The sequence below is a fragment of the Providencia sp. SP181 genome, from assembly GCF_050446505.1.
Classification (GTDB): domain Bacteria; phylum Pseudomonadota; class Gammaproteobacteria; order Enterobacterales; family Enterobacteriaceae; genus Providencia; species Providencia vermicola.
The window spans coordinates 1-15,936 of the sequence record NZ_JBBPXM010000023.1; the positions used below are offsets into that span (position 1 = coordinate 1).

14 protein-coding genes are annotated in these 15,936 nt (G+C 40.3%); 7 read left to right on the forward strand and 7 right to left on the reverse strand.

The features are described 5' to 3' along the window. The first annotated feature begins 533 nt into the window (after window positions 1–533). The gene (locus AABS66_RS20630; protein ID WP_206085482.1) at window positions 534–1,226 is read left to right on the forward strand and encodes a FadR/GntR family transcriptional regulator; all 693 of its coding nucleotides are present in this window, start codon (window positions 534–536) and stop codon (window positions 1,224–1,226) included. 52 nt (window positions 1,227–1,278) lie between these two features. Next, complete coding sequence (mdtD, locus tag AABS66_RS20635) at window positions 1,279–2,691, forward strand: multidrug transporter subunit MdtD (RefSeq protein WP_206085483.1); 1,413 nt, start codon at window positions 1,279–1,281, stop codon at window positions 2,689–2,691. On the opposite strand, the gene rbsR is transcribed toward mdtD, so the two are convergent. The 6 genes from rbsR to rbsD form a co-directional block, all read right to left on the reverse strand. Continuing rightward, complete coding sequence (gene rbsR / locus AABS66_RS20640; RefSeq protein ID WP_412990641.1) at window positions 2,672–3,679, reverse strand: ribose operon transcriptional repressor RbsR; 1,008 nt, start codon at window positions 3,677–3,679, stop codon at window positions 2,672–2,674. The genes mdtD and rbsR overlap by 20 nt on opposite strands. Before the next feature lie 9 nt (window positions 3,680–3,688). Continuing rightward, a complete protein-coding gene (gene rbsK, locus AABS66_RS20645; protein WP_206085484.1) occupies window positions 3,689–4,612 on the reverse strand; it encodes a ribokinase in 924 nt (307 codons plus the stop codon). A gap of 83 nt (window positions 4,613–4,695) precedes the next feature. Next, on the reverse strand, window positions 4,696–5,586 hold the full coding sequence (gene rbsB / locus AABS66_RS20650) for a ribose ABC transporter substrate-binding protein RbsB (protein WP_206085485.1): 891 nt from the start codon (window positions 5,584–5,586) through the stop codon (window positions 4,696–4,698). An 18-nt stretch (window positions 5,587–5,604) separates the two neighbouring features. Beyond that, window positions 5,605–6,567: a ribose ABC transporter permease gene (gene rbsC, locus AABS66_RS20655; RefSeq protein ID WP_047756542.1), complete on the reverse strand. Its 963-nt coding sequence runs from the start codon at window positions 6,565–6,567 to the stop codon at window positions 5,605–5,607. Continuing rightward, window positions 6,564–8,078 (reverse strand): ribose ABC transporter ATP-binding protein RbsA, encoded by a 1,515-nt coding sequence (rbsA, locus tag AABS66_RS20660; RefSeq protein WP_206085487.1) that lies wholly within the window; start codon window positions 8,076–8,078, stop codon window positions 6,564–6,566. Before rbsA ends, rbsC begins: the two co-directional genes overlap by 4 nt. A 7-nt stretch (window positions 8,079–8,085) precedes the next feature. Then, window positions 8,086–8,505 carry a D-ribose pyranase gene (gene rbsD / locus AABS66_RS20665; RefSeq protein ID WP_206085496.1) on the reverse strand — a complete coding sequence of 140 codons (420 nt, stop codon included), beginning with the start codon at window positions 8,503–8,505 and terminating at the stop codon, window positions 8,086–8,088. Window positions 8,506–8,857: 352 nt separating this feature from the next. On the opposite strand from rbsD, the gene AABS66_RS20670 reads away from it, so the two are divergent. From AABS66_RS20670 to viaA, 3 genes are all read left to right on the forward strand, one after another. Further along, window positions 8,858–10,252, forward strand: a complete 1,395-nt coding sequence (locus tag AABS66_RS20670; protein ID WP_206085498.1) for an NAD-dependent succinate-semialdehyde dehydrogenase — start codon at window positions 8,858–8,860, stop codon at window positions 10,250–10,252. A gap of 240 nt (window positions 10,253–10,492) precedes the next feature. Beyond that, window positions 10,493–12,010: an ATPase RavA gene (gene ravA / locus AABS66_RS20675; protein ID WP_272681598.1), complete on the forward strand. Its 1,518-nt coding sequence runs from the start codon at window positions 10,493–10,495 to the stop codon at window positions 12,008–12,010. A gap of 2 nt (window positions 12,011–12,012) precedes the next feature. Next, window positions 12,013–13,470: an ATPase RavA stimulator ViaA gene (gene viaA, locus AABS66_RS20680; RefSeq protein ID WP_206085509.1), complete on the forward strand. Its 1,458-nt coding sequence runs from the start codon at window positions 12,013–12,015 to the stop codon at window positions 13,468–13,470. Here the strand turns inward: viaA and asnA are convergent, their stop codons facing one another. Then, window positions 13,471–14,463: an aspartate--ammonia ligase gene (gene asnA / locus AABS66_RS20685; protein WP_206085511.1), complete on the reverse strand. Its 993-nt coding sequence runs from the start codon at window positions 14,461–14,463 to the stop codon at window positions 13,471–13,473. Between the two features lie 162 nt (window positions 14,464–14,625). Here asnA and asnC point away from each other — a divergent pair, with 162 nt between their 5' ends. Both asnC and mioC read left to right on the forward strand, forming a co-directional pair. Beyond that, window positions 14,626–15,087, forward strand: a complete 462-nt coding sequence (asnC, locus tag AABS66_RS20690) for a transcriptional regulator AsnC (RefSeq protein ID WP_430225424.1) — start codon at window positions 14,626–14,628, stop codon at window positions 15,085–15,087. 92 nt (window positions 15,088–15,179) lie between these two features. Further along, entirely contained in the window at window positions 15,180–15,620 is a 441-nt protein-coding gene (mioC, locus tag AABS66_RS20695; RefSeq protein WP_206085515.1) for an FMN-binding protein MioC, read from the forward strand. Window positions 15,621–15,936: the final 316 nt, after the last annotated feature.

A 15,936-nucleotide genomic window follows, 5' to 3' on the forward strand; every position in this document is an offset into this window, starting at 1 on the left:
AGTACTGTCTCGGGTTATCTCTGCTTGCCTTCGCGTTATCCTTCCAAAATAAGCGTTACTACCTTATTTCATATATATGAATTAACGTGTTAGTCACTCTTCAAGACTTAAAATCAAATATTTTTTTGATAGTGTCCTGTGAGTGCCCACACAGATTGTCTGATAAATTGTTAAAGAGCGTTGCAGCATTTCGTCGTGAAATTGACCTTCTGGGTCGTTGCTGCGAGGAGGCGTATAATACGTTTTCCTCCGTGAGAGTCAAGCAATTTTTTGCTTTTTCTTTTCAGAATCTCTCGCTGCCGTTTCAGTGTTCACCGCGCTTTGCGTTGTCTTGTTCCCGGTCAGTGGATGCGCATTATAGGGAGTCAGAAAAATCTGGCAACCCCTTTTTTGCATTTTTTTTTCGTTCGCGTTTTTTTTAGCCAAAAAAGAAGTTATAAGCTAAATTGCACCCGATGATTGACTATTTCAGCAGCAATTTGTCCTTTACTCACGTAATATAGATATCCAAGAAATAAGATTTGAGATGAATTATGGAATTAAGTAAGCAACAAACGGCTTCGCAAAAAAATCGTTCTTATATTATTGCAGAAAATCTGGGCCAACAGATTTTAACAAGTGCCTATTTGCCTGATTCCATTTTACCAAGTGAATTAGAGTTATCAGAAAAGTACCAAGCCAGCCGAACTGCAATAAGAGAAGCCATCAAAATATTAGCTGCTAAAGGCATGGTATTAGCACGTCCTAAAATAGGAACTCGTGTTATGCCCTCATCAAATTGGAATTTTTTGGATCAAGATTTATTAACTTGGTGGGCAAATAGCGAAGAACAATCCGTTGTGATTAAACATTTCAAAATTGTTCGCCTCGCAATTGAACCCCAAGCTTGTTATCTTGCAGCTATACATGCAACACCCGAACAGAAGCAATCTTTACAGCTTTTAGCGAATGAAATGTTGTTACTCGCAAAAGAGTTCGATAGAGAACGTTGGGTAAAAGTGGATTACTATTTTCATTTAACAATTTATAAAGCCTGTGCAAACCCTTTTCTAATCTCTTTTGCTAATTTATTTCGTTCTATTTATCAACGTTATTTTGATGTCATTACTGACAATGAAGTTATCGAAGTTGATATCCACCAGCAATTAGCGAATGCCATTATCCAAGGTCAAAGTACCAAAGCTCTCGATTTTTGCTATAAGCTATTAACAGTGAACGAAAAATAACCTTACAAGATAACTTATCCCAGCGGGCTTTAACTTTTTAGATAGGTACTCGATGTTCAAAACAGCCAAAAATATGTCTGGCCTTCCATGGATTGCGGCAATGGCCTTTTTCATGCAGGCGCTTGATGCCACTATTTTGAATACGGCTTTACCTGATATTGCGAAAAGCCTTCATCATTCACCCCTTGCAATGCAATCTGCCGTTGTTAGCTATACATTGACGGTTGCATTGCTAATTCCTATTAGTGGATGGTTTGCTGATCGGTTTGGTACTCGCCGTATCTTTATTTTAGCCGTTTCATTATTTTCTTTCGGTTCTTTACTTTGCGCCCTTTCCCCATCATTGAATTTTTTAGTGACTTCCCGAGTTATTCAAGGAATTGGTGGTGCAATGATGATGCCCGTTGCTCGATTAGCATTAATAAGGGCGTATCCACGTAGTGAGTTATTACCGATATTAAACTTTGTGACCATCCCAGGATTAGTCGGACCAATATTAGGTCCACTGTTAGGTGGTATATTGGTTACTTATGCCACATGGCATTGGATATTCATTATTAATATTCCTATTGGTGTTTTAGGTATTTTTTATGCTCTAAAACACATGCCTGATTTTAAAATGCCAAAACGAAAATTTGATACGCTCGGATTTTTATTATTTGGTTTTGGTTTAGTCATGCTTTCCGTTAGCTTGGATTTATTTGGCGATAAAGCGCTACCTGCATCTATTCCTGCAGCGATTACTGTTGGCGGTTTTCTTTTCTTATTGTTGTATGTTTTCCATGCAAGACGTATTAAGCATGCAATCATCCCATTAAATTTATTTAAAACTCGAACATTTTCGATTGGTATCAGTGGTAATATTGCTACACGTCTAGGTACAGGCAGTATTCCATTTTTAATGCCATTAATGCTACAAGTTGGATTTGGTTATGAAGCGGTTGTCGCTGGAATGATGATGGCACCATTGGCTATTGGCTCAATAACAGCAAAATCAGGGGTCACAAAAATCCTCACTAAATATGGATACCGTAATACGTTATTTGTGATCACTGTAATTATTGGGTTAATGATTGCCCAGTTCTCATTGCAATCCCCGAGTATGTCTATTTATTTATTAGTTGTGCCATTATTCATATTAGGAATGGTCATGTCAGTTCAGTTTACTGCGATGAATACCATTTGCTTAGCGGATTTAACAGACAATAATGCAAGCGCAGGAAATAGTATGTTAGCCGTCACCCAACAACTATCCATTAGTTTTGGCATTGCCGTGAGTGCCGCGATATTGAATTTCTATGATGGCCAACCTAATAGTAATACCGTGGATAATTTCCACTATACCTTTATTACTATTGGTGTGGTTACACTGGTTTCCGCTTTTGTCTTCTTATTATTAAGTAAAACCGATGGTGATAACTTAATTAAAGGAAAAACCAAAAAAGCTAAGAATTCACCTTCTTAACAGACTGGCGCTCGATAAGCTCAGGGGTGAGTACTAACACACTGGTCTCTGCCTCTGGGTTATCCATTCGATAAATCAGTTGATTAACCGCTTGTTGCCCTAACTCATCTTTTGGTTGATGAATGGTTGTTAATGGTGGGATCATATAAGAAGAAAGATCGATATCATCATAACCGACAATCGAAATATCATCAGGCACTTTCATCCCCTTTTGGAATATTGCCTGATAAGCCCCAACTGCCATGGCATCATTACCCGCGAAAATAGCTTGAGGTGGGATAGGTAATTCAAGTAGTGCATTCATTGACTCAAAACCACCAGCGAATTCAAAATCACTGAAAATCAGATAATCTTCATCAATTTCAATGCCGGCGTCATTCATAGCTTGAATAAAACCTTGGTGACGGGCTCTTGCTGGTGATTTATCTTGCGGCCCTGCAATGCAAGCAATACGAGTGAACCCTGCATTAATTAAGTAGCGAGTAGCCATTTCGCCCCCTAAAAATGAGTTATCTTGGATAACATCACCGCCAGATTCAAATGGCGACCAGTCCATCATTACCGTCGGTACCGCAGGATAACGAGCCAGTACCTCTTTTGATGGCCCTTGAACTTCAGTACACATGATCAATAACCCATCTACCCGCTTTTGTAATAGGGTCTCTAAACTATGATTCATCCGTTGAAGGTCACCTTCTGTGTTGCATAAAATCAAGCTATAACCACGCTCGTAGCAACTCCGTTCTACACCTCGCACCACTTCCGCATAAAATGGGTTGTTACTGGTTGTTAGCAACATTCCAATTGTATTCGTGCGATTCATTTTTAAGCTTCTCGCCAATGCCGAAGGGGCGTAATTTAGCTCTTCAATTGCATTTTTAACGCGTAGAGTAATACTCTCACTAACGTAGCGATTTTGATTGATAACGTGAGAGACGGTGGATGTCGACACCCCCGCAAGGCGTGCCACATCTTTCATTGTTGCCACAAGTTAATCCTATTGAGCTAAAAATTGGTCAATTTCTTTGCGCCATGGAACTGAAGGCTGAGCACCTGGGCGCGTTACTGCTATCGCCGCCGCCGCATGGGCAAAAATAATAGCATCTTCATCAGCCTTACCTTCTAGTAAAGCGGTAACGTATGCCCCATTGAATGTATCACCTGCCGCAATAGTATCCACTGCTTTTACGCGAAACCCCGCAATTATTTTACCTTGTACGCCTTTTTCACTATACCAAACCCCGCGAGCCCCTAAAGTAATCATCACTTTACTGATCCCTTTTTGGTGTAATACTTCTGCCGCTGCTTGGGCACCTTGGTCATCATTAACGGCAATCCCCGTTAAATGTTCCGCTTCCGTTTCATTCGGGGTGATAATATCCACCAGCGTTAGTAATGAGTCTGGTAATGATTGCGCTGGAGCTGGGTTTAAAATGACTTGAGTATTGTTTTTCTTTGCAATTTCAGCAGCCATCTGAACAGTTTCAATCGGTGATTCAAGCTGCATTAAGACGGCATCTGCCTCAATAATTTTTTGCTGATATTGCGCAAGTCTCTGCGTTGTTAGTTGCGCATTGGCACCCGCATTGATACCAATGATGTTTTCCCCTTGTTGATTGACATAAATCAGAGCAACACCTGTCGTTTCCTCTTTAATCGCATCAATGCATTCCGTTTTAATATTATCGAGATGAAGCTGTTTTTTTATACTTGCACCGATATCGTCATCACCCACACAGGCTATAAAGGTTATGTCAGCACCACTACGACCAGCAGCTACAGCTTGGTTTGCACCTTTTCCACCAAAGGCAACTTGGTAACTGTCGCCACGAACAGTTTCACCTGGCTGTGGGAATTGCTTAACATTCAAAATATGATCAGCATTAATACTACCTAGAACTACCAGTTTTGCTGTACCCATAACATTTATATCCTTTTTATTGTGACTTTATAACCACAAAACCAATAAACCGCCGCAAATGCTGTCGCGGCGGTTACTTTATCTTATTGTTTTACCACTAATTCCAATTCAACAGGAACAGTTGCTTCAACTTTTTCGCCTTTTAAGACTTTATCGGCAATCTGCACGCCGACAATACCAATTTGATCAGGACGCTGTGCGATTGTTGCGCCTAATTTACCGCCTTCTACGGCTTTAATGCCATCATTCGTGCCATCGAATCCTACAACTAAAACATCAGTACGACCCGCAGTTTGCAGTGCTCTTAATGCTCCCAGTGCCATTTCGTCATTTTGAGCAAAGACGGCTTGAACCGCTGGGTGTGCAGTAAGCAGGTTTTGCATGACGTTAAGGCCTTTGGTTCTGTCGAAGTCCGCAGGCTGACTCGCCAGTAAATTAAATTTGTGCTCTTTCGCACCCGTATTAAAGCCTTCACCACGTTCACGCGCGGCTGAAGTACCTGAAATTCCTTCTAGTTGAATAACTTTGGCTTCGCTACCTGTTTTTTGTGCAATATAATCCGCCGCCATTTTACCGCCCATACGGTTATCTGAAGCAACGTGACTGACTACCTCACCTTTATTCGCAGCTCTATCTAAGGTAATGACAGGGATTTTTGCTTTGTTTGCCATTAAGATAGAGTTACCCACTGCATCAGAATCTGTTGGGTTGATTAGCATCAATTTAGTTCCACGAACCGTTAAGTCCTGAACGTTTGCCAATTCTTTGGCAGGATTATCTTGTGAATCTAAGACAATCAGTTCATAGCCCAGTCTGTCCGCTTCTTTTTGTGCACTATCTTTCATCGTGACAAAGAAAGGGTTGTTCAATGTTGAAATCACTAACGCAATACTGTCTTTTGCCATCGCATTAACACTAACGGTTGCACTCAGTGCAACAGCTGATAACAATGTAGCTAATTTATTCAGTTTCATAATCGTTTTCCTGTAGGGTTATTTTTTATTATCAACAAGTACCGCAAGTAAGATGACGACCGCTTTGACAATCATCTGATAGTTAGACGAAATACCTAATAAGTTTAAGCCATTGTTTAAGAAACCTAGGATCAATGCACCAATCAACGTGCCGACAATACGCCCTTTTCCGCCTGCAAGGCTTGTACCACCGAGTACAACCGCTGCGATAGCATCCAATTCATACCCATTACCTGCCATGGGTTGAGCCGATGACAAACGTGCAACTTCAATCACACTTGCCAGTGCCGCCAGTAAACCACATAAGGCATACACAATAATTTTGATGCGATCGACGTTAATGCCTGATAAGCGAGTTGCTGCTTCATTGCCACCTAGCGCATAGATATAACGACCTAATCGAGTGTGATGCAACATGTACCATGCCGCAGCAAAAACAATGATCATTAACCAAACTGGGGTAGGAATACCTAATGGACGACCAATACCAAACCAACCAAATAAATCTGCATTATCACTAAAACCTGTATTAATTGGGCTTCCATCGGTATACACACGAGTAACACCGCGCAATAAAAGCATCATCACTAATGTTGCAATAAAGGCTTGAACTTTCCCTTTCGCGACAATGACCCCAGTGCATGCACCAATAGCCGCGCCAAGTGCTAGAGCGCCAGCAACAGCAACTAAAGCATTAACTTCAGCGCCCACCATTGATGCGGCGACTGCGCCAGTCAGTGCAAGTAATGAGCCCACCGACAGGTCAATCCCTGACGTTAAGATAACCAACGTCATGCCTACCGCCATAATGGCGTTCACTGACGTTTGCTGCAAAATATTGAATAGGTTATTCACCGTAAAAAAATTAGGGCTTAATGTTGATACGATAGCAATTAAGACTAATAGCGCAATTAACGATTTTTGCTCCATTAGCCAAGCTTTGCTGAACCAGCGTTTTGATGATGCAGTTGTTGAACTCATACTGATAACTCCTGAACTGAGCCGTAATTTTTACCCACTGCGGCAGCCATTAAGGCTTCCTGAGTCGCGTCTTTGGCTGTGAACTCACCGCTGATATGACCTTCGTGCATCACCAATATGCGGTCACTCATTCCAATCACTTCAGGCATTTCTGAAGACACTAAAATGATGCTCAGCCCTTCTTTCTTAAATTGGTTAATTAGCTGATAAATTTCTTTTTTTGCCCCCACATCAACACCACGCGTTGGTTCATCAAGGATCAACACCTTTGGTCTAGTCATCAATCCTCGGGCGATAGCCACTTTTTGTTGATTTCCGCCAGAAAGGTTGCCAATGATTTGGTCCATTGATGGGGTTTTTATATTGAATAACCTAATGAAATCACTGACAGTTTGTTGCTCTTCACCATGTTTCAGGCTTCCACCTGCACGGCTGAAATATCGTAATGCCGTTAATGACATATTTTCCTTAACTGACATGCCTAGGACTAAACCGTCCCGTTTACGGTCTTCAGAAATATAAACAATGCCATTATTAAGGCCATCTTGCGGGGTTTTTAACGTGATAGGTTTACCATCAAGGCTGATAGTGCCTGCTTTCTTTGGTGCGGCGCCATAGATGATTTTCATTAATTCTGTACGACCTGCTCCCATCAAGCCTGAAACGCCTAAAATTTCACCACTTTTCAAAATAAAACTGGCGCTTGTTACTCCAGGGCCTGAAACACTTTCGAGCTGTAAACGGGTGTCGCCTGCTTGAACATCTACGCGTGGGTATTGGTCTTCAAGTTTTCTTCCCACCATCATTTCAATCAGTTTTTCTTCTTCTAATTCGCTAACGGGTTTTTCGCCAATAAACTGGCCATCGCGAAAAACAGTCACATCATCGCAAATTTCAAAAATTTCTTTTAAACGGTGAGAGATATAAACAATACCGCAGCCTTGTGCTTTTAAGTCTTCAATAACGCGAAATAATGATTCAGTTTCCGTATCAGTGAGCGCATCTGTCGGCTCATCCATGATGATCACTTGGGATTGAAAGCTGAGAACCTTGGCAATTTCCACCATTTGTTGCTCACCAATAGAAAGCTCTGCAATGGTTTGGTGGCTATCATAATCAAGGTTAAGACGTTTTAGCAGTTTGTCCGATTCACTGAACATTTTTTTCCAGTCTATTTTGCCAAACGCACTGACAAACTCGCGTCCAAGGAAAATGTTTTCTGCAATAGTCAGCTCAGGGATCAGGTTTAATTCTTGGTGAATAATACCAATACCCGCTTCTTGGGAACTTTTAGGCCCATTAAACGCCACTTCTTTGCCAAGAAAGCGAATTTTACCTGCGTCTTTTTGATAGATCCCCGTAAGCACTTTCATCATGGTTGATTTGCCAGCCCCATTTTCCCCCACCAGCGCCATGACTTTTCCAGGATAGACATTTAATGTCGCACCACTGAGCGCTTTCACACCTGGAAATGATTTATCGATACCGATAAGTTCTAATAAAGGTTGCATAGTCACCTCAGAAAGTCACACCAGAACAAAGGATTATATTAGCAAATGGCGAACATTCCCCGGTTCTAATGACCGCTTTGCTGTCATGCGTCAGCTGTTTAAAGCGCTCATGACTACAATAGATAATTTCGATTTGATTGCCTTGCACAGTTTGTAGGTCATTCAAATGCGTTAAAATTGCCGTTTCCATGGTGGGATTCATCGCGCTAATTTCTTCAGCAATAATGGCTTTTTCTACCTGCATTTCTTGCGTAACAACCCGCAAAACAGCCATGAAATCGGGTAATCCTTGCGTAATTGCTAAATCAATCCGCTCAGGCCCTGTTGAAATGGGCAAACCTGCATCTGCCAGTGTGATTTGATCTGTATGACCTAATTTAGCAATCACTGAGGTAATATTGGCATTAAGCAGAACACCTTTTTTCATTTTTTCACCGCCATTCCTGATAAGCGAAACGTTTCGCTCACCTAATCATAGTTTAGATGAGTCACAACTCAATATTGATGATTGATATTTGTGATCGGCATCGAAACGTTTCGTTGGCGTTAAAGAAATAAAAAAGGATAACTAATTGAATAGTTTATAGCTGAATCGTTTCTATTGATTCATAAATAAACACACAAAAAAACATTCACAAACAATCAAAAACCCTTAAACACAATTATTGATAATAAATGCCATTGAATTTCATTTTCCCCCTAATTTATGTTGGTATATCAACTGTAATTTAAGATAAGTTAAATTATTTATCTTTAATAGTTGCAACAAGGAATAAAAAATGAATATGACATCGTCAATAAAATCAGTTAATCCAGCAACAAACAAAGTAGAAAAGATTTATGAAGAAATGAGTGCGGAGCAAGTCGATACAATTCTCACCAAAGCAGATACCGCCTACCTGACTTGGAAAAAAACCTCATTTACAGAGCGAGCGGCAATTTTACATAACATAGCAAAAGTTATGCGAGATAAAAAAGAACTTCTCGGAAAAATATGTACAACAGAAATGGGAAAGCTATTAAGTGAGTCAATAAGCGAAGTGGAATTATGCGCAAATATTTTTGACTATTATGCAAATGAAGGAAGCCGTTTATTAGCGGATAAAGAAATTGATGTTAAACACGGAAAAGCCTTCTTAACTTATGAACCAATCGGAGTACTCCTGACGGTTCAACCATGGAATTTCCCGTTTTATCAAATAACTCGAACAGCTGCCGCTAATTTAATGGCAGGAAATACCATTGTTTTAAAACATGCTTCAAATATTCCTCAATGTGCTGAAATGATGGAAAAAATATTTATTGAAGCAGGACTACCGGATGGGGTTTACAACAATTTATTCATTCCTGGCTCAAAAGTTTCTGCTCTTGTTTCAGATGAACGAGTCAAAGCCGTATCTTTAACAGGTAGTAAACCTGCAGGTTCCAATTTTGCCTCTGAAGCCAGTAAAGCAATAAAAAAATCAACCCTTGAGCTAGGAGGAAGTGATGCTTTTATTGTGCTAGCTGATGCAGATATTGATAGCGCGGTTGCATCAGCGACTGCTGGCCGTCTATGGAATGCAGGGCAGGTTTGTGTTTCACCAAAACGTATTATTGTATTAGAAAACGTTGCGAAAGAATTTATCGCAAAAGCAAAAGCAATCTATGAAAAAATTATTGTGGGTGATCCAATGGACCCAGCCACGCAACTTGCTCCATTAAGTAGTGAAAAAGCGGTGAATGAAGTTGTTCATCAAGTTGAAGTAGCCGTAAAAGAGGGAGCAACACTGGTATTTGGAGGTAAGCGATTAGATCGTGAAGGGGCATTTATGCAACCCACAATACTGACAGATATAAAACCGAATATGAAAGCGTATTATGAAGAAATATTTGGCCCAGTTCTTTGTATTTATGCTGTAAAAAATATAGATGAAGCCATTCAATTAGCTAACGCGACTGAATTTGGTTTAGGTGGAACTGTCTTTGGTAAAAATGAAGCTGAAGCGATAAAAGTGGCTCGCCAAATAGTTTCAGGGATGGTTTATATCAATCATCCGACAGGAATTGCCCCGGAACTCCCCTTCGGTGGAACTAAGCTTTCTGGTTATGGTCGAGAACAATCACTTGCGGGAATTCGTGAGTTTGTGAATGAAAAATTAATTCGGGTTACCACGCCAGATGCACCTTATTAATCATTTTTAATCTTCAGTTAGGGCTCATGTTTTTTATAGACATGAACCCTAGCCTATTCAAATCAGCCTTATTCCTACTCAGATTTTCTCGCCTTAATACTGCTACACACGATTTAAATCAAATAACACAAAAGAAAAATGACAAAATTGATTGCGCTGTTTATAAAAGGGCAGATAACCTAAGAATTAAGCGTAACTTAAACATTATTGAATTTTGTTATTCAATGAAAAGGAATATCGATGCAATTATCTGAACGAATAGCTCAATTAAGCAATTACCTTGAAAGTGGTTTATATGAACGCCAGCAAGCTATTCGTTTGTGCTTATTAGCCACACTCAGTGGTGAAAGCGTATTTCTATTAGGCCCTCCCGGGATTGCTAAAAGCTTAATTGCACGAAGAATGAAATATGCCTTCCGTCATGCCCATGCATTTGAGTATTTAATGACGCGCTTTTCGACGCCTGAAGAAATTTTTGGGCCGTTATCTATTCAAGCTTTAAAAGACGAAGGGCGCTATGAACGCCTAACCAAAGGTTATTTACCTGATGCTGAAGTGGTTTTCTTGGATGAAATCTGGAAAGCTGGTCCAGCTATTCTTAATACGCTATTAACGGCTATCAATGAACGTAAATTCCGTAATGGTGATGAAGAAAAAGCTATCCCCATGCGTTTGCTCGTCACGGCTTCGAACGAATTGCCTGATGCAGATAATAGTTTAGAAGCCCTTTTTGACCGCATGTTAGTGCGTATCTGGCTTGATAAAGTACAGGAAAAACAAAACTTTCGGGCATTATTAACAGGAAAATCATCATTAGAAGAATCTCAAATCCCTGAACATTTAAAAATCAGTGATGAAGAATACCAACAGTGGCAACAAGAAATCCCTAAAATTACGCTGCCCGATCACTGTTTTGAGCTGGTCTACCAGCTGCGCCAGCAATTGGACGCCACTGACAAGCAAGTTTATGTCTCGGATAGACGTTGGAAAAAAGCCATTTATTTATTACAAGCAAGTGCATTTTTTAATGGCCGTAGCAGTGTTTCTCCCCTTGATATTGTGCTTTTAAAAGATTGCCTGTGGCACGATATGCAATCTATGAATGCATTACCGCAGTTAATTCAATCACTTTTACAAGAAGAGGGTTGGCAGCAACGTAAATTCACCCGTGAAATTGAGCAAATTTACCAACAGTGGATGTCATCTACGCAAGATCAAAACAGTCAAGATGCCTTTAAAGTGAATAAAAACAATGCGATGTTTGCCCGCAAGGCCTCATATGTGCTGCCTGAGTATGTTCAGGAAGGACGGATCACGCTGTTTTTACATCGTCCATTGCAATTGCATAATATGAAAGTGACATTTGTTACCACAGACAAAAAAGCACTCACTTTATTTTTAAATAAAGGTACGACGTTATCCGCACATTTAAACGGTATTGGTTTTGCACAAGAAATTGCCGCTGAAGTGAATAATTTAAATCAGATACAGTTATTAGATATAAGCCATCAATCATCAACATTATATATCCAAGATAAAACAGTGACACAAACCTCCACATCAAATAACCAAGAATGGTTAGATAAGCTGGATAACATTCAATCTGATATTCAAGGCGCTCGCTATCAATTTGAAAAGCAGCAACCCAATCTTTTTATTGAACCCCATTGGTTGGCAGATATTGAGCAAAGTTTTCTACAACTTTCAGAAAAATTAACGCAATTACGTAATCAGATCACAGGGAAAGTGGCTGAATAATTATGATGAGTTTAGCCACTCTGGAGATGCTGCTTTCGGTTAATGAAAGCCAACTAATTGAAGAGATTATTATCTCGCTCCTTGCTACACCGCAATTAGCGGTATTTTTTGAAAAACACCCTCGTTTAAAAAAAGCATTGTTAAAAGACTTATCCAGTTGGAAAACAGACCTGAAACAGCGCTTACAAGATGCGTTAGTTCCCGCGCAACTTTCTGAAGAGTTTGAGTTGTATCGACAATCCCTTGGTATCTCAACGGATGCTTTTTTTACGCGGCTTCCTTCTGTAATAGAAAGGCTTAACCAAATCGACTCGCCGTTTTACCGAGAAGCAAATCAATTACAAAGTGGTAAAATTGAAAATCGCAGTGCAAGGCAAGCTTTGTTTGTACAAAAGTGGCGAGTCAGCTTAATTTTACAAGTTACCACCCTGCATAAAGAGTTATTAGAGCAAGAAAAAGAGCAATTGCTGGCGGAATTGCAACGCAGGTTAGCCTTGAGTGGAAATTTAGAAGATATTTTGGGTGAAAATGAGCGGGCAGCAGGACGTTTGTGGGATTTAAGCAAAGGGGTGAATATGAACTCCGCTTATAATGACCAGTTGTTAAATCGCTACAGTGAATTTTTACGTCAGCAGCCTGAACTCGAAAAAATAGCTCAACTATTAGGGCGCAGCCAAACAGCGCAAGCTATTCCTGATGATAGCGTGGTTTTAGAACCGATGACCATCATGGAGAAAGTACCAGAGACAGTGCCTGAACAAGTTAATGGCTTAAACCAAAGCGATGATATTTTGCGTTTATTACCCGCTGAACTTGCGATGTTGGGTATCGAAGAAATTGAATTTGAGTTTTATCGAAAATTACTGGAAAAGCAGCTATTAACTTATCGATTGCAAGGGGATAGCTGGCAAGAAAGAAAAGTACTACGCCCTATTACACATCACCATGATGAAGAGCAACCTAGAGGGCCATTTGTGGTGTGTATTGATACATCAGGCTCAATGGGCGGGTTAAATGAGCGTTGTGCAAAGGCATTTTGCCTTGCGCTAATGAAAATTGCGTTAGCCGATAACCGCGCGTGCCATGTGATGCTGTTTTCTACGGATATTGTGCATTACGATTTATTATCTGCAGATGGGCTGGAACAATGCATTCGGTTTTTACATCAAACATTTAAAGGCGGAACAGACCTTGCAGCATGTTTGCAAGAGACAACCGTTAAACTAGAGTCTAAGCAATGGATGGATGCTGATGCTGTGGTCATTTCTGATTTTGTAGCTCAACGTTTGCCCGATGAACTCATTCAAAAAATAAAAACCATGCAGAAGATAGGGAAATACCGCTTCCATGCGGTATCTGTGTCAAACTATGGGAAACCCGGCATCATGAAAATCTTCGACCATATTTGGCGCTTTGACACCGGGTTAAAAAGTAGGCTTTTACGCCGCTTTAGTCGCTAATTACAGCATACCTTCAACAGATTCTTGCATGTCTGGCGCCCAAACACCGCATTGAACTTGGCCAATGTGCTGGCGTTGCAGAAGTAGCATCACTAAACGGGATTGGCCAATACCACCACCAATAGTTTGTGGCATTTCACCTTTTACTAGTGCTTGGTGCCATTCTAGTTCCATCCGTTTTTCATCTTGTGTCAGGCTTAATTGACGCGTTAAGCATTCAGGGCTAACACGGATCCCCATGGAAGACAGCTCAAATGCGTCTTGTAATACAGGGTTCCACACAAGGATGTCCCCGTTTAAACCACAAAAACCGTCTTCGTTTTCTGTTGTCCAGTCGTCATAGTCTGGAGCACGTACATCGTGAGATTCACCACTGGATAACTTACCACCGATACCAATAAGGAAAACAGCACCAAGTTCCTTCGCGATTGCTCGCTCACGGCCTTTAGCATCAAGGTCAGGGTAGCGCTGTAACAGCTCTTCACTGTGGATAAAGTGAATTTGGTCTGGCAGGAACGGTGCCAGTCCAAACTCTTTACTTACGGCAGCTTCTGTTTCTTTTATTGCCTTATAGATTTTACCCACTGTCTGTTTCAGATAAGGAAGTGTACGCTCCTCATCTGCCATCACTTTTTCCCAATCCCACTGATCGACATAGACGGAGTGGATTGGGGTTAAGCGATCTTCGTCCGGACGTAACGCTTTCATATGCGTATAGAGTCCTTGGCCTTCACTGAAACCAAAACGACCTAACGTTTTACGTTTCCATTTAGCCAATGAGTGCACCACTTCAAAGGTCGCACCTGGGATTGATTTCACTTTTACTTGAACCGCTTTTTCACTGCCTGATAAGTTATCTTGTGTACCATCACCAAGACGACTCAGGATAGGCCCTTGAACTTCAATTAGACCGAGTTCTTTTTCAAGTAAACGTGAGAAATAGGATTTTACAAAACTAATTTGTTGCTGATGTTCAATGAATGACTTGTCCATAATTTATTACCCATAATTTGTTTGCTGTATTAGCTGATGTATAGATTAAGCAACAAAATGAGGTATAAATTCAATATCCATCATTAAAAAAAGCCTTTCCTATTTATTTTAATTAAAAAAATAGGTATAAAAATGAATAATCGTTAAAATAGAGGTAAAATAATGCCAGAAAATTATCAAATCGATAATCTCGATCGTGACATACTTCACGAATTAATGAAAAATGCACGTACACCTTATGCAGAATTAGCCAAAAAATTTGCAGTAAGCCCAGGGACAATTCATGTCCGTGTCGAAAAAATGAAGCAAGCAGGGATCATTAAAGGCACCCGTATTGATATAAACCCAAAACAGTTAGGTTTTGATGTCTGCTGCTTTATTGGCATTATTTTAAAAAGTGCAAAGGATTACCCAACAGCATTAAAAAAATTGGATGCCTTAGAAGAAGTGGTCGAGGTGTATTACACAACTGGTCAATACAGCATTTTTATTAAGGTTATGTGCAAATCAATTGATGCCCTGCAAGACGTACTTATCAACAAAATTCAAACAATTGATGAGATTCAATCTACGGAAACCCTGATCTCCTTACAGAACCCGATCTTACGTACAATCAACCCTTAGAAAAAAAAATGATATAACCACATTATCCACAGGTAGATCCCAGCTCATTCACAGCGTACAATAGCGCCCTATTATTGTGAAAGAGAATCACCATGACAAAAGTAACCTTAATAAGTGGCAGTACAATGGGCAGTGCAGAGTACGTTGCTGAGCACATGGCTGAGATTTTAGAAGAACTTGGTTATGAAACAGATATTCAACATGGCCCAGAGCTTGATGATTTAACACTTGAAGGCATTTGGCTGGTGGTGAGTTCGACTCACGGAGCAGGTGATCTACCTGAAAGTATTCAACCGTTCTTTGATGCTATAGAAGAAAGCTCACCAGATCTCAGCCAAGTGATGTTTGGTGCTGTTGGGATCGGTAGCTCGGAATATGACACTTTTTGTGGTGCGATCCACAAACTAGATACCCTATTAAGCGAAAAAGGGGCTAAACGGATCGGTGAATGTTTTGAAATAGACATCCAAAAACACGAAATCCCAGAAGATCCCGCAGGGGAATGGGTTAAAATTTGGGCAAACGAACTATAATTTGGTCAAAATAGCATCAGTCAGCTGTGGATAACTCAGGGTAGATCCCTTTATTAACCCGTAGTTATCCAGAGTATAAGTTTTAGGGCCACCAAGGCCTGTGCATAAGTACCCATTTTGATCCCAGCTTATACGCAATTGGATCACGGATCATTCACAGTATATGATCCTTTACATTTTTATGATCTTTAAAGTGAAAATCCACTTATCCACAGAAACCGATGATCCTAATAAAAGATCTAATAAAGAGATCTTTAAATAAAAAGATCTTAATATTATATAGGGGAGAAACCTAAGCTTGGTCTCTTCCTCAAAC